This window comes from Vibrio sp. Vb0937, assembly GCF_033338855.1.
In genome coordinates this window covers 78,740-97,867 of sequence record NZ_JAWOTK010000011.1, presented here as the reverse complement: position 1 = coordinate 97,867, position 19,128 = coordinate 78,740, and the positions used below count along the sequence as shown (strand labels likewise).

Below are 19,128 nucleotides of genomic sequence, written 5' to 3'. Positions count from 1 at the left end.
TTTCATAATAAGCTCCTTGAGGATTAGCAGTTAATTTTAATTACAATTTATATATTGCACATACGATGCCAACTTTTATTTTGTTATTTTTCAATAACTTAAATCATGAGCCATATTCAGCGTTATCTTCGTCTGGTAAATTTCGCTAACCAAGTGTCAAATTAACCATGCGAATTCAATACATTAAAAACATACATATTAGAAATGCTTTGTCAGGCAGTTTTCTCATCAGATAATTACGTAACTGCCCACTAAAAAATCGCTTTGAATCAAAATGCGGAAACAAAAAAGCAGCCCGAAGGCTGCTCCTAATCGTTAACATCAAGCTTGTTAACTCGATACGCTTGCTTCAACGCTCGACGTCACTGGCGACTTTCTGAAACGATTAATCAAACGATGGATAAACCTCTTAATCGATCTGAAAATATTTTTAATATCTTCAAGCATTAAATACAAACAAGGCACCAACACTAAAGTCAGAACCGTTGCGTACAACACCGCAAAGCCCAAAGCGACAGCCATCGGTATGACAAAACGCGCCTGCAAACTCGTTTCAAACATTATCGGCAATACACCCGCAAACGTCGTTATTGAGGTGAGCGTGATAGCTCGAAAACGAGCACAACCCGCCTCAACAACCGCTTGTTTGATGTTCATACCCTTTTCTCTCACTTGGTTTACGTAATCTGTCATAACCAGAGAGTCGTTGATAACCACGCCAGCAGCGGCGATCAAACCAAATGTCGACATCATACTGATGTCTAAACCTAGCCAGAAATGGCCCCAAATCGCCCCCGTCAGACTAAACGGAATGACGGACATTACAATCAAAGGTTGGGTATAACTTTTTAACGGTACAGCTAACAAGATGTAGACGATGATCATGCCTGCAATAAAGAACAAAATCTGTTCATTACGCTGCGCAGCCTGCTCTTCAATATCACCACCCAATTCTGTTTTCACACTCGAGAACGCTTGCTTCATATCCGGTAAGATATTGTCGTCAATGACCTTCACGATTTCTTGAGGTTCAACCAATTCTTCGTCTATCGAACCATAGACATAAACGGTTTGATACCCGCCTTCACGTCGAATGCTACTCACGCCCGGCTGCTCATTGATCTTCACCACATCACCCAACATGACCTTCTTACCTGCTGGTGTGGTAATCACAGCGTAACGCAATGATGAGAATGCTTCACGCGTCAGTTGCGGGTAACGCACCATAACTTTAATTTCTTCACCATCACGAATAATGCGCTGTGCTTCTCCACCATAAAAGCTGCCACCAACTTGCTCTGCGATCATGGTGAGATCCAGACCGAGATCGTACGCTACAGGCGCAAGAGACAGGAGTACTTCTTTGCTTCCAGAATCAATAGAAGATGAAATATCATATAACCCTTCTTCCTGCTGTAAACGCTCTATCAAGTAACGCCCAGCCTCGTTGAGCTCATTGATGTTAGAACCAAACAACAAGTAGCCAAACTCATCTCTGTCACCACCACCCGCACTCTGCTCGCGGATTTTGATGCTCTTCATACCTGGAATAACAGGCATAGCTTCACGCCAACGTCGAGCCAGTTCAAATGTATTGAACGGGCGTAACTCTTCATCAACCAGAGGTACTAATACACGACCTTCGGTGCGGCTTCTGTTGTACGACAGCACATCACGAATCATTCCTTGACCATGTTCTGCAATGGTCTCAGATTCGATCTTTTGCATGACACGTTCAATAGTCTTGAGTGCACTGATTGTCTGCTCACTTGAAACGGTATCATTCATTTCAATAGTGATCGCAGGATAGTCAGTCGGCACTTTAGGGTTAGGGATCACCCGAACATAATTCGCGTTGATCAAAGCCGCGCTGATCAGCAGTAAACCACAGAACACCGCAAACACTGTCCAGCGCCAATGGGTGCATGTTGTTACAAAGTTCCGATATGGACCATTTACAAAACCAAAAAAACGTTGGTTAAATCGGTCACGCCAACCACCTGGTTTAACTGGCTTAAAATGAGTATGCGCAAGGTGTGCAGGAAGGATCAGCTTCGATTCAATCAAACTGAAGATCAAACACAGAATCACGACACCAGCAATGCCGTAAAAGAAAGCGCTATCAATACCACTCGAAAGCAAGAATGGTGCGAATACAGCAATCGTTGTCAGAACACCAAATGTCGCTGGCGTAGCAACACGTTTGACACCGCGTACCACGTTCTCGACACCGCCGCCCTTTTCTTCGATTTCACTGTACGCACTTTCTCCCATGACGATGGCGTCATCCACCACAATTCCGAGCACCATAATGAAGGCAAAAAGAGACACGATGTTTACCGTTATCCCTAATGCAGGCATCATCATTACGGCACCGAGAAAACAGACAGGTAGCCCAATCATTACCCACATAGCCAAGCGGAAACGTAGGAAAATGGTCAGCATAATCGCGACTAATGCAGCGCCTTGCAGCAAGTTTTTCAACATCATGTCGAGACGCCCATTTAAATAATAAGTGGTATCAACCAAGACTTTGAGCTTAACATCCTGCGGCAATGTCTTGTTTTTTGCTTCAATATAATTACGAACGGACTGTGCAACAGGGATAATGTTCTGATCACGAGTTGCTTCAACAGACATGTAGATCGCATTTTGCCCTGAGTATTCAAAATAGCGCTCTTCTTCCGTAAAACCATCTTTGATCGTGGCGATATCTTGCAGTAAAACCTTCGCACCATTTGCGCCAAGCTTTACAGGAATATTTCTAAACTCATCACCACGGTAGTATTGGTTTTCAATCCTTACTGCAATCATCCCTGAGTTTGTTTTTACTTCGCCCGCAGAAAAGTTGGCTGAGTAACGGCTGATCGCGCTGCTGATATCGCTCAACGTCAGGTCGTATTTACGAAGAACAAGTGGGTCTACTTCAATCGCTATTTCTTCTTCTGGCGCACTCAGATACACCAGCATGACGTTTTCTAACTGAAGTAATTCATCTTCGATTTGCTTAGCAAGCGGTTTAAGCTCCTCGAGCGGTCGGTCCCCAACTAACCCCATTTCGATTACATCTTGGCGCCATTCAACTTGGTAGACATTGATTGGTTCCATACCCGCTGGTAAGTTAGACAAGGTATCAATACGTTGGTTTACATCATCTAAGACACGCTTGATATCGGCATTAACGTCTACCTCGATGGAAACATACGCGCTACCTCTAGAGGCCGTTGAGACTGCTTTTTTAATCCCGGTGACGTCTTTAATCGATTCCTCGACCTTAACGAGAATACTCTCTTCTATCTCTTGAGGAGAAGCGCCAGGATAAGTCGCACGAACATCAATGTAGTTCACCTCAATATTCGGAAACATCTGCCTTTGAATAAAGAGAAAACTCACCACACCCATGATAATGATGAACACCATCAAAAGGTTGGCAGCGACGGGGTTATTCGCAAAATAGGCAATCAAGCCCTTTTGTTTAGTATCTTCCATGACAAACTCCTACTTACTGTACGACGGTTTCGGAGTCGTCACTCTTTTTTGCGATTTGTACCGCCATACCTTTTTGAGGGTACTCGGGCAAGGTCAGTACCAACTTATCACTTTGCTCTAAACCTTCGCCCACCAGCAAAAACTCACCTTCTGCTCTCAAAACCGTGACAGTTCTGGGTTGAAGTTGATTATCGCCATTCACCACCCACACGGTACGGTTTTTAACTAATTCCTGTGGTAAGCGATAGATATGCTTAAGTTCCTTACCAGTGAAGCTCACTTCAACGTAGGAGCCGAATTTAATTGGAGGCTGCTGGTTATCGACACCGTATGGGTCCGCGATTTGAATGACCATGTTAATCATTCGGGTAGCGCTATCAATCATGCCTAGATCACGAACTACTCGACCTTCTCTAGTGGTAGAAAACACACCTTGCTGCGTCACTGTCGCAGTGAGTTCACCAATGGATTCGGGTAAAAATGCACTATCAAAACCGGCAATGGGTACGTGCACCTCTGCCACTTCGATGTTGTTTAACGTGGCAACTCGAGAACCAGATGTAACAAATTGACCAACACCAATATCACGCTCAACAACCAGCGCATCGTAAGGTGCAACGACTTTGCAATTTTCTAACTCTCTTTTTGCTCGTTTGAGTGCCGCTTGAGCCGACTTCACTTGGGCTTGTGCGCTCAAAACGTGAGGTTTGCGTAAATACAGATCCGTCACTTGCTTATCGCTCAGTCTCTTTGCCTGACGTTTTGCAACTTCGGCTTTCGCTTGTTCCTCAATCAAGTTTGCGCGTGCACTAGCTAAATCGGCTTCAGCTTGTAAAACCGATGCTTCATAGTTGTCACTTTCAATTGTGAAAAGAACCTCTCCTCGTTTCACGATGCCACCCGTTACAAAATTCGGGTGCCAACTTATCACTTCACCACTGACTTGCGCGGAAAGGTGTGTTTTTTCAAAAGGGACTAATTCACCGTGACTGGTAATCACCACTTTGTGATCAGTAGGAAAAAGAGAAGAAGCCTGAACAGTAGGTTCTGTAATTGCATCTTTGGTTGACTCTTTTTCCGGCGCAGTTGCGGCAATTGCAGCATATCCTGCATAAGAGCCTCCAACGACGACGAAGGGTAAAAGCCAACGTAATATGGGTTTTGCTAACATCGAAAATCCTTTTTTATTGTTGTTTTCAACACCACACTTTTATTCAGTCCATTGCTCCCGGTAAGCATGGTGGTGAGAGAATTGAATTTGAATAAACATCAAAGCGGCGCTTGCCTAGTCTTTTAAGCAGCGAACTAGATAGTTATTGCCAATTCAAAGTCAATAAAATTAACAAAAAATTAACCAACTGCGCAAGTTGCTCTGACTTAACTTTTATTCTAAACAGCAAATGACATGCCAAGCATTTACTTATTAAAAATCATATAGTTATAGAAAAACCATTATTTTATCCAGTGTGCTATTGGTCATAATCACCAGATATTAGTGATTATGACCAATACGGCCATAATGATAATTAAAATAAATGATTATCTGCGCTCTAAAAGTTGAACTTAGTGCAGGCTCTATGGCAATTCATTGATTAATCGCTCGTTATCAAACGGTTCTGGGTGCATGTGGCGTCAGCTTAAGTCTATAATTTGGAGTAGGTAACACTCTGTAAGACAAGGAAATGTGCTTTGTTACAAACGCTCGCCAAGTTGCTCTTCCCCTCGCTGCTCACTATTTTATCGGCATGCTCATCCGTATCGTTGAATGACGCCAGTGAAAAGTCCACCAGCTTTCAGCTCGGTTATCAAAAGGATTCTGTTCTTGCGCAGTACTTTGAAGCTTACGGGAGAGACCCCAAGTCCATAACTGGCTTTGCACCGTTAAATCAGGGACACGATGCCCTTCTTGCTCGAACCTCTTTGATCGAGTCCGCCCAGAAAAGCCTTGATCTTCAATACTATATTTACCGTGGTGACGAAACGAGTCAGCTAATAACGTGGCGCTTGTATGAAGCGGCAAAGCGTGGTGTTCGAGTAAGGCTGTTGCTTGACGATATGCAAAAGCGAAACGACGATGTGATGGCAGCCCTCAATGCACATCCTAATATAGAAATCCGCTTATTTAACCCACATCAGTATCGCGACTCCCGTTGGTTCGCTCTTGCTAGCGATTTTGAACGTCTTAATCGTCGTATGCACAATAAGTCTCTGATTGCAGACAGTGTTTCCGCCATTGTCGGAGGTAGAAATATCGGCAATGAATACTTCTCTTTTGAATCGCAAGTTGAGTTTGGTGATTTTGATCTTCTGCTCTATGGTGAGGCGGTACAACAAACTGCCGATCAGTTCGACCTCTACTGGAATAGCGCCTATTCGATACCAATGGAATGGATTACACCGAATTCACAGCAAATTACCGACCAAGCGATTCAAAAGCAGGTCAATAAACTCCGGTTAGAGGAAAAGTTTTCAACCGGCCGCTATGACTTCACTCAACTGGATATGTACCAAGATCTAAAACAAGGCAAACTCAAGCTCTACTGGGGAGAAGCGAAAGTATGGTTTGATCTGCCCGATAAAGTCGCGACCCGAGAGAGCCAACTTATTGATAATTTGTCGGAATTGGTTAAAAGTGTTGAGGATTCATTTGTGCTCATTTCTCCCTATTTCGTTCCAACTGAAGCAGGTACTCAAGCATTAAGTAACGCGGCCAAGCGAGGCGTTGATATCACGATTGTGACCAATAGCCTCGCGTCTAACGATGTGTTTGCCGTGCATGGTTGGTACGCAAAATATCGAAAAGATCTACTCGAAGCTGGAATCAAGCTTTGGGAAGTAAAAGCGAGCGCGAAACTCAAAAGTAAGTGGAGCCTCACGGGGAGTAGCAGAGCAAGTTTACACGCTAAAGCAATGACAATTGATAACAAAACACTTTTCGTTGGTTCGATGAACTGGGACCCACGTTCGGCCGCTTTGAATACCGAAATGGCCGTTGTTATCGAACAGCCAGAATATGTGCAAATGTTTCTAGAACAACTGCCAAATCAACTGTCGAGTAACGCCTACGCCTTAACTCTGCGCGACGGGGACATTGTCTGGACCGACGTAAAAACAGGCGAAGAATACGACTCCGAACCAGAAGCAGGAGTATGGCGAAAAATGGGCGCTTGGTTCTCCGGAATATTACCGATTGAAGATCAGCTATAACAGCTGCCAATACTGCAAACCTCCCCAGTCAAGCAAAACAAAATGGACGCTAGTTTTGGGCAGGGGACACAACCAACATAAGGAAGTTCAATGCCAGCGCAATGGAATGAATACTATCAGAAAATTTTAAGCCAACCTCACCGCCCAAACGTGGAAAATGCCGTAAACCGACTTAAGATAGAAGGCAAAGTCGCTCTTGATATTGGCTGCGGAATAGGTCGAGACAGCCACTTTCTACTCGAACAGGGATTTAAGGTTCACGCATGTGATAGCAATGAAGATGCAGTAAAAACTTGTTTAACACGCTTTGAAGGTAATAAACGATTTTCGGTTTCGCAGTGCTGTTTTACTGAGTTTAATTATCCTCAGTGCAGCTTGGTTATCGCAAATGCCAGTTTGTTCTTTTGCCCTGACAAAGGCTTCAAACAAGTCTGGACAAAAATAGACAGCGCATTACAACCGAGCGGTATCTTCTGCGGCGATTTCTTGGGAGTGAAAGACTCCTGGGTGACCTCCGAAATGCATCCAAACATTACCGCATTAACGAAAAAGGAAGTGGAAAGCTTATTCGAGGGTTACGACCTCATTTCATTGCATGAAAGAGATGAAGACGGGACCACTGTAGTCGGAAGCCAAAAACATTGGCACATGTTTAGTGTGACCGCTCGAAAGCGCTAAAAATGGTCTCTCGATAAAGAAAGCAGCACTTCAAATCAGTGCTGCTATCAGAGATTAATTGACGGGATACACCACTTCAAAACGCTCTAAAACCAGCGTACGTTTCTCATGCCAATCGATGTTCAACTCATCGCATTCAGCTTTAAAAAATGCAGTATGAGCATCACGCCACCAGTTTAAGGTTCTATCACCTTCGCCTTCTGCGAAGGCAAACTCTGCGGTTACATCCTCATATTTGCATGTACTTACGTCAGTAATTCGTATCACGCAAACCGGGTCCCCATCCCAATTCGTCACTACTTGTAAATGACCGACTTGGGGCATGGTTTCACCATGTTCTCGATACCAAAGCTCCAAACTGCACGATGCAGTTTTCTGTCCAATACGAACCAAATCTGCGCATACATTCGCGTTGTATTCGTCGGCACAATAATAGTCAGCACTGACTGATGGTACAGCTTCCCTTTGTTCTGGTGATAATAATTCTAGGAATTGTTCTAAGTAATCCTTAGCTCGCGCGTCCATGCTCACTCCATTAATCATAAATTCGTAAGGAGGATAAAAGATATCACCACAAATAACCACCAGGAACAAACTGAAAAACAACAAGAATATGACTTCTACGAAGACGACTGTTATTTCTTTTGTAATAACTTTGCTAAACGTTTGTGCTATTTGCTATTGTTGCATGGTCTATCTGTACTCTTCTCGTGAAAGGACGTTATATGCGCTTATTTATTGGTATTTTTTTCTCGCTGATACTTGCCTTGCCAACAATGGCATCGGAGGAAAAGTATTCAGAATCGGATCTGTTAGATAGACCATTAATGGAACGCTATATTTTAGATGAACTAAAAGCGCTGCGTCAGGACTATCAAAGCCTAGAAAAGCGAATGATCACAGAGATCACCGATCGCGAGCTAACGGTCGCAGATAAATCGTTGAACTATGCCAACGTGACCGTTACATACTTCTTCTACATCATTGCTGGTGTCGCATCGCTGATTGCCTTTGTCGGATGGCAATCTCTGCGCGAGTTTAAACACAACACCAAAGAGATGGCTGATAAACGATTGGAGAAGATCGCCCAAGAATATGAGAAAAAGTTTGTCGCCCTTGAGCGAGATTTAAAACGCAAAACTCGCATTATCAGCGAAAACAACAAAGAGATTGAGAAAATCAACGAGATCCATAACTTATGGCTACGTGCACAAAGCTCTCAAACTCCAGAACAACGTATTGAAATCTATGATGAAATCTTATTAATTCGTCCAGGTGATTTAGAAGCGTTGACTTACAAAGCCGACGCAGCGATGGAAATCAACGAATACCATTGGGCACTTAGCATTTGTAACCGCGTACTTGAAGTCGATTACACCAACGGTCCTGCATTGTATCAACGCGCGTGTGCATACTCTCGCCTTGGTATCGAAGAGCAAGCTATTGAAGACTTGGAACGCGCAATTGAATACAGCCCATCCATTCGTGATTTACTTGCCGAAGAACGAGACCTCGAATTGCTGCACGGTAATGAGCGTTTTGAAAAGCTCTTACATCTAGCAAGCGAATAATGGAATAAACAGCATGAGCAGCCACTTTAATCTAGAAGACGCTAGCCAAGTATTGGTTGGTGCTTTTGCCCTAGCAGTCCCGATCTCATTTTCGGAGGAAGCGTGGCGATTGGGTGAGAGCCTACCAATGGCAAACTTGCTCATGCTGTTAAGTCTTTCTGTCATTTTCCTCAGTTTTTTCGCGTATCAAAGCGTGTTTCAAAGCCACATCAAGAATCGCGTATCCATCTTTATTTTTCGTGTGGTTATCGCGTACCTCATTGCGGCCGTTGTGGTAGCGTTAGTTCTTTTCTGTCTTGATAAACTGCCACTCATGAATGAGCCTTTGGTTGCGATAAAGCGCGTTATCGTCATCACAATGCCTGCTTCGATGGGCGCGATCGTAGTCGACAGTTTCGACAAAGAATAGAGATAATCGCTACTCTTCTTCTAACGTTAAGTTCGACCCCGAGTGGTCTTTCCCTAATACATCTTCTGGGTTTCGCAGTGCGCAGGTTTCTAACGACAAGCACCCGCAGCCAATGCATCCGCCTAAATCGTTTTGCAACGCTTTAAGTTTTTGAATCTTTTGTTCTAACTGTTCATGCCAATGGCTTGCCATTTCTTCCCATTGCGCTTTGTTAGGGGCTTGGTGTTTCGGCAGTTCATCTAACGCATGTTTAATTTCTTCTAACGACAACCCAACTTGCTGCGCTGCTTTGATCACCGCAACACGGCGCAACACACTGCGATGGTAGCGACGCTGATTACCTTGATTTCTCCAACTCGAAATCAATCCTTTTTGCTCGTAAAAATGTAGGGCAGATACTTTCACTCCAGAACGTTTTGCCACTTCTCCTACGCTGATTTCCATCCTTGACTCCCTGTGTATCAATTTTGTTAAAAAAATGCTTTACCTCAAGTTTACTTGAGGTTTTAAAGTTGCACCATCTTAATTAACGCTAAACCCCGGCGATCTCAAGATAATGTGTTCAGCGCGAACGACTTGGTTGTTAAACACAAGACAGTTGGACATCAACCTTTTGAAATACATCGGGAGTTAGAGGCAAACATAATGAAAAATAAAACTCAGCCGTACTTAGCTGGCCGCTTCTTCGACAGCATTTCCTCTGGCTTATTCATGATGGCACTGCCATGGGTAATGCTTTCCGAACCTAACATGGGTACATTCGTCGCTTTAGTTTCTCTGAGCTGCACCGCGATTTCTTTTCTAGCAACGCCTTTCTTTTCCACTTTAATTGACCGACATTCACGCAAAGTACTACTCGTGCTCAATCAATGGATTCAATCGGGTATGGCTTTGGTGGTGTTCATTGCTTATTGGTTAGGGTTTGAGTCACACTGGTTGCTGGCTTTTGCGCAATTGGTGTATTGGGTTTCGAGTAATTTTGCATGGACGACCAACAACGCCTTCACCCAAGAAAATTATCAGCACCATGAGTATGCGAAAATTTCGGGTCAGCAAGAAATTGTAATGCAATCCACAACCCTCGGAGCTGGCGCGTTGGGTATTGTTTTGCTTGAAATGTGGGGCATGAAAGAGTTTGCTTTGTTTGCGGCCAGCGCCTCTGCGTTAGCAGCGATGTTCTATATTCTGACGCCTTATACTCAACAATTAAGGGCATCAAAATCCGTTGCTTTCATCGCACAACTCAAAGAGAGCAAACAAATATTCCGTCTCGAACCCCGATTTTATGGCTTTATTCTGCTCTCTTGCCTCTCTTATCCTGCATTGACGTATTTGAGCAAACTGGTGCCGATTTGGTTTTCTGAACAAGGCATCTCTGGCGATTGGTTTGCAGGGTTCAACATCAGTTTTGGCCTCGGCTCGTTGCTAACCGGCTTTATTGTCACCAAAGTGCTAAGCCGTGCCTCCCATAGCCACATTATGTTCGCTTCGATGGTTATGGTCTCTTTTGCGCTTATCGGGATGAGTTTTGCGATGAGCCCGCTGACCATCTTATTGTTTACGGCGCTGTTTGGCGTATTTAACGCGCTAAATCGCATTGCGAGAGTCAACTGGATGCATCACACCGTAGCGGTTCATCAACGAGGTCGCGTCGATGGCGGCATCAGCATGTTTGCCACCACCATTCAATCTCTCAGTTACGTCCTGATTGCAATATTGAGTCATTACGAACTAACACAATACGGTTTTGCAATCGCAGCTGCTGTCATGGTGTTAGCAGTGATTTTGATGGGATTACTCAGTCAAGACGTCGAGCCGTTTAACGACCTGCCCCTTCATGCAGCAGCAAAGTGAAGCATAGAAATTGAGAAGTTGAGAAATTGAAAAAGCGAGATAGGAAGGCAACCAACATCGTCTTCCTATTTTTTACGCCAGCACTTTTACCTCTATCGCTTATCAGCAAGGTTGGGTATTCTGAGGTGAGCAACATGAGCAGAGGGAAATCGCAGTGAACTTAAGGCAATTAGAAGTCTTTTACGCCATTATGCAAGCAGGAACGGTGTCAGGCGCGGCTCGCTTACTGCACGTTTCCCAACCTAATGTCACTCGAGTTCTCGCCCATACAGAACAACAACTGAGCTTCGCTTTATTTGAGCGTGTAAAGGGCCGTCTCGTTCCCACTCAAGAAGCCAAAGCCTTATTGCCAGAGGCTGAAAAAGTCTATCAACAACTCGGACAATTTCGCTCTCTGACCAACAAAGTCAAACAGGGAACTCAACATTTACGAGTCGGTGCTCCGCCTGTTTTGGCCGCACACTTGTTAGCGCCGACTGTCGCGTTGCTGTCGAAAGAGCACGGCATCTCCTTTGAGCTCTCAACGGCTAATCGCGATGAGCTGTGCTCAGGTTTACTGAAACATGAATTGGATGTCGCCATTGCGTTCGGTGAAGAAACGCCACCAGCGATCATGGGACACATGTTATTAAAAGAAAACTTGGCGCTAATTGCCCCTAAAAGCGCAGCGATACCCACAGAAAAAACCGTCACTTTAGAAGAACTCATCAGTCACAATTTACTCATTATCGGTTTAGATAGCCGAGACCCTTTGGGTCTATTGCTGCATCAAACCTTATCAGCGCGTGACGAGCATTATCAACATGCCATTACCGTCCGCAGCTACTCCGCGGCGGCTGAACTGGTGAAAAACGAAGCAGGATTCGCGATTGTAGACCCTTGGACTGCAAAACAATATCGCCAAGATAATGCCGTTTCCGTGCATGCTTTGGAGCCAAATATGTCCTTCTCCGTCTCTATTTTATTCGCAGAGCACTCACCTCAATCCATTGCGACAAAGCAATTTATCACCGCCCTAAAACAACAGATGGTTTAAAGGTATAACCTGAAGTTATACCTGCCTAACAAATAAGCATTCGGTTTCCTAAATCAGTCTGGCTACATTAATGAGCAATAACGATGACGAAGGGAACCATCATGCAAATTGCTCAACCTTACCTACTCTTTCTTGGCGACGTAACCGATCCACTCGCAGCAAAAACCGCGCGTGGCATATATCAATGGCGACCTGAGATTTGTCTTGGCCAAATCCGCCTGACGCCAGAAACCGTATCGCTTGGTTTAACCGACATGACACTACAACAAGCGCATCAGCAAGGAGCAAAAACGCTGGTGCTTGGCACTGCAAATCCAGGAGGCGTCATTCCCGAAGCTTGGCAAGCAACCTTACTTGAAGCGGCAGAAATGGGATTTGAAATTGCATCGGGCATGCACCAACGTTTGGCGGAATTTGCTCCTCTTGCCGATCTAGAACAACGCGGATTAACCAAACTGTATGATGTTCGCCATTATGATGCCCCGCTCAAGGTCGGCAATGGCAAAGCTCGCGCAGGCAAGCGAGTACTTACTGTAGGGACAGATTGCTCCGTTGGCAAAATGTACTCTGCCCTTGCCATTGAGCATGCATTGAAGCGTAAAAACTGTCGTGCAGAGTTCAAAGCAACGGGTCAAACCGGAATTCTCATCGCAGGCAGTGGCATTTCGATTGATGCCGTAGTTGCCGATTTTATCTCCGGCGCAGTAGAAGCGATCAGCCCTGAGTTCACCGATCACGATTGGGACATCATCGAAGGGCAAGGTTCATTGTTTAACCCTTCGTTTGCTGGCGTAAGTTTGGGCTTACTTCACGGCGCACAAGCTGACGCTCTGATACTGTGCCATGAGATTGGTCGCCCGCACATCCGCAACTTACCACATGCGAGCTTGCCAACCATTGAACAAACGATAGAAGCGAACCTGGCCGCTGCTCGCCTAACAAATCCAAACGCTCAATTAGTGGGTATTTGCTTAAACACTTCGGCGCTCAGCGAAGAAGATGCAGCCCAGTTATGCCAGGATTGGAGCGACAAATACCAAGTGCCCGTCACCGACCCTGTACGTTTTGGCGTTGATGCGGTTGCAGATAGGCTCCTTACGATTTAAGAAACATTTACGGTTTAGAAAATAACTGCGGTTTAGGGAAAACTAGTGAGATGAAAATTCATGTAGAACCTGTCACGCTTGCCATGGCGACACCATTTCGCATCTCTCGCGGCAGTCGGACAGAGTGCCACGTAGTCCGCGTGACAATTGAACATCGAGGCATGACCGCCCAAGGTGAATGCACGCCATACCCTCGTTATGGTGAATCGGTTGAATCGGTGATTAAGGCGATTTCTCACGCCGCACATGAACTGCAAAGTTTGTATGCCAAAGGCGAAGCTGATGTCATGGTTCTCAAAAGCCAGCTTCAATCGTTATTGCCCGCGGGGGCGGCAAGAAATGCATTGGATTGCGCCCTTTGGCATCTTCACGCGCTTTTGAGCCACAAGCAACAGGTTCACGATCTCTTTACGTTACCAGAGGCGATTGTGACGGCGATGACGGTTTCTATCGACACGCCGCAAGCGATGGCAAAACAGGCGCAGGATTACCTTAGCCAAGGCGCAAAACTGCTTAAGGTAAAACTGGATGGTGAACACGTGCTTGATCGCGTTGCCGCAGTACGCGATGCTGCGCCGCACGCGCAAATTGTTTTAGATGCGAATGAAGCATGGCAAAGCCTCGACCTCGCGACGGTATTTGCTCAACTCGAACCGCTAGACATCACCATGATCGAACAACCGTTGCCACAAGACTGCGATGACGTACTCGCCAGCATTCCGCACCCCATTCCACTTTGCGCCGATGAAAGTTGTCACACCAGAGAGCAATTGCATCAGTTGGTTGGCAAATATGAAATGGTGAACATTAAGCTAGATAAAACTGGCGGGCTCACTGAAGCACTATTATTAGCCGACGACGCCCAAAAACTCGGTTTTAGCCTCATGTCCGGTTGTATGTTGGGGACCTCGCTGGCGATGCGAGCCGCGTTACCTATTGCAGCTCAGGCGAGCGTTGTCGATCTTGATGGCCCGGTGTTGCTCGGACAAGATGTAACGCCAAGCTTGGTTTATTGCGACGGCGAAATCGTTCTTTCCAAATAGCCTAAACAATCCAGAGGTTTTGCTCCAAAAGTCAGAACCTCTGAGTTTATGATCTCGATTAAAAAACAATCAGCTCCATCATGAAATAAGTCACATAAATTATATGGTTATTGAGGCATGCTAAGATTCCAGTAGTCCAAGAAGGTGGTCTTATGCATCGAGTCATCCGGAAAATGACGTGGAAAACGAATAGGCGGTAATCCCGCCCTACTCCAATGCAGTGCGTGGGTTTCTATAGCAACCCACTTCCTAGCAATTCGTAGGTTTTTCACGCCATCTTGCAAGGAGGCTCTATGCCTATCAACAAAATACGCAATATCGCTTTTGTCGGCCAAACCGGGACCGGTAAAACCACGCTGATAGAAAAACTGCTCTTCACCTGCGATGCCACGCACCATTTAGGCAGCGTAGAAAAAGGCGATACCGTTACCGACTTCGACCCTCAATCCATCCAATATCAACACAGTATTGAAGCAACGCCAGTCGCACTGCGCTGGAATAAACACCGGCTCAATATCATCGACACTCCGGGACAAAACGAGTTACTTGGCCGTACTATCAGCGTTTTTCCTGCCGTTGAAACATCTGCCCTTGTCATCGACCCTCAAACCCCACTTAACCAAACTTCCGATCGCTTATTCACCTTTGCTAAAGAGCAGCAAAAATGTCAGATGATCATCATCAATAAGCTCGATAACCACGGTAATCAGTTAGAAAGATTGATGGGGAACATCGTTGAGCATTTTGGTGACCACTGCTTGCCGATCAACTTACCTTCGGCTGACGGAGAATCTGTAGTTGACTGCTATTTCGAACCAGAATTGGGACGAGAAACCTTACTTGCAACAGTAGATGAAGCTCATGAGACCTTAATTGACCAAGTCATCGAAGTCGATGAAGAACTGATGGAACTGTATCTGGAACAAGGCTCCGAACTCACCGCAGAGCAACTGCATGATCCGTTTGAAGAAGCACTGAGAACTGGACATGTGATTCCGGTCTGTTTTGTCTCAGCACAAACCGGCGCGGGCGTCGAGTTGCTGCTGCGCACCTTGGCGGAGATCATGCCCATGCCAAACGAGGGTAACCCTCCTCTACTGGAAAAGAACGGCAAAAAAATCAAAGTAAATTGCGAAACCTTAGAGCACACCGTCGCACACGTGTACAAAGTCAGCGTCGACCCATATATGGGAAAACTTGCCTACTTACGTGTGTATCAGGGTGAAATCAATGCGGGCAGCCAGCTTTATATTGGCGAAAGCAACAAGGCATTTAAAGTTGGGCACTTATATCAACTGCAGGGCAAAGATAGAACCGAGATCCCTCGCGCGCTAGCAGGCGACTTCTGCGTTTTAGCCAAAGTGGATGATCTCGAATTCGATTCAATCGTTCATGACTCTCACGAAGAAGATGGTGTTCAACTCAAAACGTTGGACCTTCCTGACTCCATGTATTCTTTGTGCTTGAAGCCTCTTAAGCGTGGAGATGAGCAAAAATTAGGAGATGTGCTGAATAAAATTGCCAGTGAAGATCCTTCGCTGCGCATCGAACATCGCGCTCGCACCAACGAAACCATCATCAGCGGCCAAGGGGAGTTTCACCTCAAAGTCGCATTAGAAAAGATGGCGAACGTGTACAAACTGGACGTCGAAACCTGCCAACCAAGCGTCGAATACTTTGAAACCATCACCAAACCTGCCGAAGGGCATTATCGACACAAAAAACAAAGTGGCGGTGCAGGCCAGTTTGGTGAAGTGCAATTGAAGGTTCGTCCACTCGAACGTGGTGCCGGATTTAAGTTCATCAACAAAGTGGTGGGTGGCGCCATCCCAACCGCGCTCATTCCTGCTGTTGAAAAAGGTATTTTGCAAGCGTTAGAGGAAGGCGCGATTTCTGGCAACCCAATTAAGGATGTGGAAGTCACCGTTTATGACGGTAAATATCACTCCGTCGATTCGAAAGAAATTGCATTTGTCATCGCAGGTAAGAAAGCCTTTTTAGATGCGATTAACAACGCCGATCCTATTGTGCTAGAACCCATTGTCCAGATGGAACTGCACATCCCAACCGCGAACGTTGGCGATGTTTCTGGAGATTTATCTGGAAACCGAGGCTTAATCGAAGGCACCGAGCCAATCGACAGTAGCTTCACCTTACTCAGAGCCAAGTCACCAGTAAACGAGCTGCAAGATTACGCTCGTCGATTACGCTCCATCACTGGTGGTGAAGGCAGCTTTAGTATGACCTTAAGCCATTACGAGCCCGCGCCACCAGCAGTGCAGAAACAAGTCTGCCAAGGCAGTACACAACAAGGTTAATTCCTTACGATTCAAATCAATCACATAAACAAAAAAGCGCCCTCATTTTGAGGGCGCTTTTAGGTAAAAGAAAAATTATTTATCGAGAGACAAACCTATCTGACTGATTTTGCTTTCAAACTCTTCGATGCTGTTCGCTTTGTAAGTCGGAGCACCGTTAAAGTAGCGCGGTTTCTCTGGCAGCATCGCATTTTTCAGCTCTTGTTCTTGATCGATATTGTCATGGTAAACCGTTACACGATTTGGAATATCCTGCTTCATTACAGCCATTTTGGTTCTCCTTTATTAAGACGAATAGTAAGCGTAGAACGAATTTATCGGAGTACAGGCGTAACTGTGTAAAATTTAGACACCAACGACAAAATCATATTTAAACAGTTGCATTTAATATTTTTGAGGCACTTTGTCGTGGCTATTGGCAAACGTGAGTGCAGCGATTAAGGTGAGCTCTCTCTACATGAAGACAGGAAGTCCGGTGTCGCAGCAAGAACTCAACCAAATGGGCAGTGCCAAAGTTTTTCTCATCGAAAAAGATGGCGTCCAAGTAATAGAAAAACGTAACCCTACTCAAATAGAAGTCGCGTTTTATCAACGCTATGCCGAACAGTTTAACGCGCTTGGAATACACGTACCGCGCTTGATTCAATTCGACGACCAGAAAAACGTTCTGCACATTGAATACGTTCCCCACGCAGTCGAGCAAGCATTCTTACTTGAAGATGATCGAGTCATTGAACAACTCGTCAAACTGCACCAACTTCCACCAACATCAAATGGTGTTTATCACCGCCACCAGTGGACACCACAAGCGACTCAACAAGCACTCGCTACACTTGAACTGGGCTCAGAGACAGAGCAGTTCTTCCACAACCTCCAACAACGATCGGCGCATCTTTTCGATGGACAGAACTTGATCTCCGGAGACTCGAATGCTGGAAACTGGGGACAGCGCGAAAATGGCGAGCTAGTGCTGTTCGACTGGGAACGCTTTTCTACAGGGCATGTCGCGATAGATTTAGCGCCGCTCATCGAGGGCATGGGCACATTTGATGATTACTTGAACGTAGCAGGCAAGTATATAGAGTGCGCAGAGAAAGGTGAAACAACAGAATTGGCGCGCGATATCGGACTAGCAAAAGCGTGGATCGTTGTCGAGGTAGTCAACATACTGGTCTCCAGAGAGAATCCGCAGACCAGCAAATATTTGGACTGGTTTCGGCAAACCTTGCCGCAATGGGCCAAAAGCCTTAGCGCTCAGGTGATGAGTTAGGCTCTGAGATTTGATATAAACGCCTTTCAGGTTCTGCGCATGAGGTTTCACAATTGCACACCTTGTCAACGCCGACATTATTCAAACCACCACAACTCCCTTGAATGCGCTTGTTGTGAAAAATGACGCCAAGTGACATCAACAAAATGATTGCGAGAAAACCAAGAAAGGTAAATAACCAAACCATATTAACCTGCCTTATTAGCCATCGACTCTAGCTTAAGTATAGCAGGGCTAGATGTTGCTTTGAGTAGCGCTTTAGGTCTTGCCAACAAGGAGGGTTTTGATTTTTGGCCACCACAACCACAGGAGCCGCAGCCGCCTTTTTGTTGGTGAACACTTTTCTTATGATTGTTTGATGGGCGTCCTTGAGAGGGCTCAATCAAAGGCTCTCTTGGAACCGCAAGCACATCTTCCAAGGAACTACGAGTAGACAGCCTAAATACTGGCGTGCCACTGCTAAGTAGCTTTGCCAATACACGTTCACCAATATTTCGCACAAGAACAGCATCCACATTGTACCCTTGTAGAGACTGAATCAACTGAGACTTCGCATTGCAACCCGCTTGTGGCATAGAAGCAATGTTCGCTAAGTTTTTTAGCATACCGTCAGTATCAGAATAAATAGCGATGTATGGTGCTTTTACAAAGTGGTTTGCCACCCGCTCACCATCATTAGGAATAGCATAAATCATAAGTTTGACTCCTCATTCGGAAAAACTAATGCATGACCTTCAACTAAACTTTTTGCGACTTTCAATCTTGCACTTTTTACTGTGTTACCAAAAGTTTGTCTAGAAACGCCCATCTGCTCCGCAGCTTGCTGCTGGCTAAGCCCCTCTAAGTCGGCTAAACGTAGCGCTTCTAACTCTTCTGGTAATATGGCGACTTGCTCCAACTGATTAAATGGAATGCCATTGGGCTTAAAGCAGTGGTGAGCCGCACGTCCGCATATTCGTCTTTCTATCTTTGGTCTTGCCATCATTGTCCCTCAAAAACACAGAGTCAAATTACGCCTTAAACTGGCATATGCCAATAACATTTTTAGCATATGCCAATAAACTAAGTTTGCAAAAATCAACACGACAAATACGTAATACATCAGCATTAATTAGACATCTAATAATTTAGGAATTTTGATGACAAA

General features: G+C 45.3%; 18 protein-coding genes. 10 read left to right on the top strand and 8 right to left on the bottom strand.

Going from position 1 to position 19,128, the window contains the following annotated elements; translation table 11 throughout:
- Nucleotides 1-330 precede the first annotated feature (330 nt).
- Together R7P67_RS15340 and R7P67_RS15335 are read right to left on the bottom strand one after the other, a co-directional pair.
- Entirely contained in the window at nucleotides 331-3,489 is a 3,159-nt protein-coding gene (locus R7P67_RS15340) for an efflux RND transporter permease subunit (protein ID WP_158155752.1), read from the bottom strand.
- Nucleotides 3,490-3,502: 13 nt separating this feature from the next.
- Nucleotides 3,503-4,660 (bottom strand): efflux RND transporter periplasmic adaptor subunit, encoded by a 1,158-nt coding sequence (locus R7P67_RS15335; RefSeq protein ID WP_025767993.1) that lies wholly within the window; start codon nucleotides 4,658-4,660, stop codon nucleotides 3,503-3,505.
- A gap of 518 nt (nucleotides 4,661-5,178) precedes the next feature.
- On the opposite strand from R7P67_RS15335, the gene R7P67_RS15330 reads away from it, so the two are divergent.
- Nucleotides 5,179-6,696, top strand: a complete 1,518-nt coding sequence (locus tag R7P67_RS15330) for a phospholipase D family protein (RefSeq protein WP_047102775.1) — start codon at nucleotides 5,179-5,181, stop codon at nucleotides 6,694-6,696.
- A 90-nt stretch (nucleotides 6,697-6,786) separates the two neighbouring features.
- Entirely contained in the window at nucleotides 6,787-7,374 is a 588-nt protein-coding gene (locus tag R7P67_RS15325; RefSeq protein ID WP_213961018.1) for a class I SAM-dependent methyltransferase, read from the top strand.
- Nucleotides 7,375-7,428: 54 nt separating this feature from the next.
- Here R7P67_RS15325 and R7P67_RS15320 read toward each other — a convergent pair whose 3' ends face one another.
- The gene (locus tag R7P67_RS15320; protein ID WP_005373887.1) at nucleotides 7,429-7,899 is read right to left on the bottom strand and encodes an ASCH domain-containing protein; all 471 of its coding nucleotides are present in this window, start codon (nucleotides 7,897-7,899) and stop codon (nucleotides 7,429-7,431) included.
- Nucleotides 7,900-8,099: 200 nt separating this feature from the next.
- Between R7P67_RS15320 and R7P67_RS15315 the strand changes: the two genes are divergently transcribed.
- Together R7P67_RS15315 and R7P67_RS15310 are read left to right on the top strand one after the other, a co-directional pair.
- Nucleotides 8,100-8,945: a tetratricopeptide repeat protein gene (locus tag R7P67_RS15315; protein WP_005373890.1), complete on the top strand. Its 846-nt coding sequence runs from the start codon at nucleotides 8,100-8,102 to the stop codon at nucleotides 8,943-8,945.
- A gap of 13 nt (nucleotides 8,946-8,958) precedes the next feature.
- Nucleotides 8,959-9,354 (top strand): DUF2391 family protein, encoded by a 396-nt coding sequence (locus R7P67_RS15310; RefSeq protein WP_005373896.1) that lies wholly within the window; start codon nucleotides 8,959-8,961, stop codon nucleotides 9,352-9,354.
- 9 nt (nucleotides 9,355-9,363) lie between these two features.
- Here R7P67_RS15310 and soxR read toward each other — a convergent pair whose 3' ends face one another.
- Nucleotides 9,364-9,798 carry a redox-sensitive transcriptional activator SoxR gene (soxR, locus tag R7P67_RS15305; protein WP_005373898.1) on the bottom strand — a complete coding sequence of 145 codons (435 nt, stop codon included), beginning with the start codon at nucleotides 9,796-9,798 and terminating at the stop codon, nucleotides 9,364-9,366.
- Between the two features lie 201 nt (nucleotides 9,799-9,999).
- On the opposite strand from soxR, the gene R7P67_RS15300 reads away from it, so the two are divergent.
- From R7P67_RS15300 to fusA, 5 genes are all read left to right on the top strand, one after another.
- On the top strand, nucleotides 10,000-11,208 hold the full coding sequence (locus R7P67_RS15300) for an MFS transporter (protein ID WP_262652645.1): 1,209 nt from the start codon (nucleotides 10,000-10,002) through the stop codon (nucleotides 11,206-11,208).
- Between the two features lie 154 nt (nucleotides 11,209-11,362).
- The gene (locus tag R7P67_RS15295; protein WP_318086019.1) at nucleotides 11,363-12,244 is read left to right on the top strand and encodes a LysR family transcriptional regulator; all 882 of its coding nucleotides are present in this window, start codon (nucleotides 11,363-11,365) and stop codon (nucleotides 12,242-12,244) included.
- Nucleotides 12,245-12,345: 101 nt separating this feature from the next.
- Nucleotides 12,346-13,350, top strand: a complete 1,005-nt coding sequence (gene dgcN, locus R7P67_RS15290) for an N-acetyltransferase DgcN (RefSeq protein ID WP_262652771.1) — start codon at nucleotides 12,346-12,348, stop codon at nucleotides 13,348-13,350.
- A 50-nt stretch (nucleotides 13,351-13,400) separates the two neighbouring features.
- Nucleotides 13,401-14,393 carry an N-acetyl-D-Glu racemase DgcA gene (gene dgcA, locus R7P67_RS15285; protein WP_262652642.1) on the top strand — a complete coding sequence of 331 codons (993 nt, stop codon included), beginning with the start codon at nucleotides 13,401-13,403 and terminating at the stop codon, nucleotides 14,391-14,393.
- A gap of 293 nt (nucleotides 14,394-14,686) precedes the next feature.
- Nucleotides 14,687-16,711 carry an elongation factor G gene (gene fusA / locus R7P67_RS15280; protein WP_203507846.1) on the top strand — a complete coding sequence of 675 codons (2,025 nt, stop codon included), beginning with the start codon at nucleotides 14,687-14,689 and terminating at the stop codon, nucleotides 16,709-16,711.
- Between the two features lie 75 nt (nucleotides 16,712-16,786).
- Here the strand turns inward: fusA and R7P67_RS15275 are convergent, their stop codons facing one another.
- A complete protein-coding gene (locus tag R7P67_RS15275; protein WP_005373920.1) occupies nucleotides 16,787-16,981 on the bottom strand; it encodes a hypothetical protein in 195 nt (64 codons plus the stop codon).
- 187 nt (nucleotides 16,982-17,168) lie between these two features.
- On the opposite strand from R7P67_RS15275, the gene R7P67_RS15270 reads away from it, so the two are divergent.
- Nucleotides 17,169-17,981 (top strand): aminoglycoside phosphotransferase family protein, encoded by an 813-nt coding sequence (locus tag R7P67_RS15270; protein ID WP_195723030.1) that lies wholly within the window; start codon nucleotides 17,169-17,171, stop codon nucleotides 17,979-17,981.
- On the opposite strand, the gene nqrM is transcribed toward R7P67_RS15270, so the two are convergent.
- From nqrM to R7P67_RS15255, 3 genes are read right to left on the bottom strand one after another with little or no spacing between them, the layout of a single operon-like run.
- Nucleotides 17,959-18,168, bottom strand: a complete 210-nt coding sequence (gene nqrM, locus R7P67_RS15265; protein WP_017635136.1) for a (Na+)-NQR maturation NqrM — start codon at nucleotides 18,166-18,168, stop codon at nucleotides 17,959-17,961. The two genes, R7P67_RS15270 and nqrM, sit on opposite strands and share 23 nt — an antisense overlap.
- Nucleotide 18,169: 1 nt before the next feature.
- Nucleotides 18,170-18,676, bottom strand: coding sequence for a NifB/NifX family molybdenum-iron cluster-binding protein (locus R7P67_RS15260; RefSeq protein WP_137282820.1), 507 nt, complete (start codon nucleotides 18,674-18,676; stop codon nucleotides 18,170-18,172).
- The gene (locus R7P67_RS15255; protein WP_005373924.1) at nucleotides 18,673-18,963 is read right to left on the bottom strand and encodes a DUF134 domain-containing protein; all 291 of its coding nucleotides are present in this window, start codon (nucleotides 18,961-18,963) and stop codon (nucleotides 18,673-18,675) included. Before R7P67_RS15255 ends, R7P67_RS15260 begins: the two co-directional genes overlap by 4 nt.
- Nucleotides 18,964-19,128: the final 165 nt, after the last annotated feature.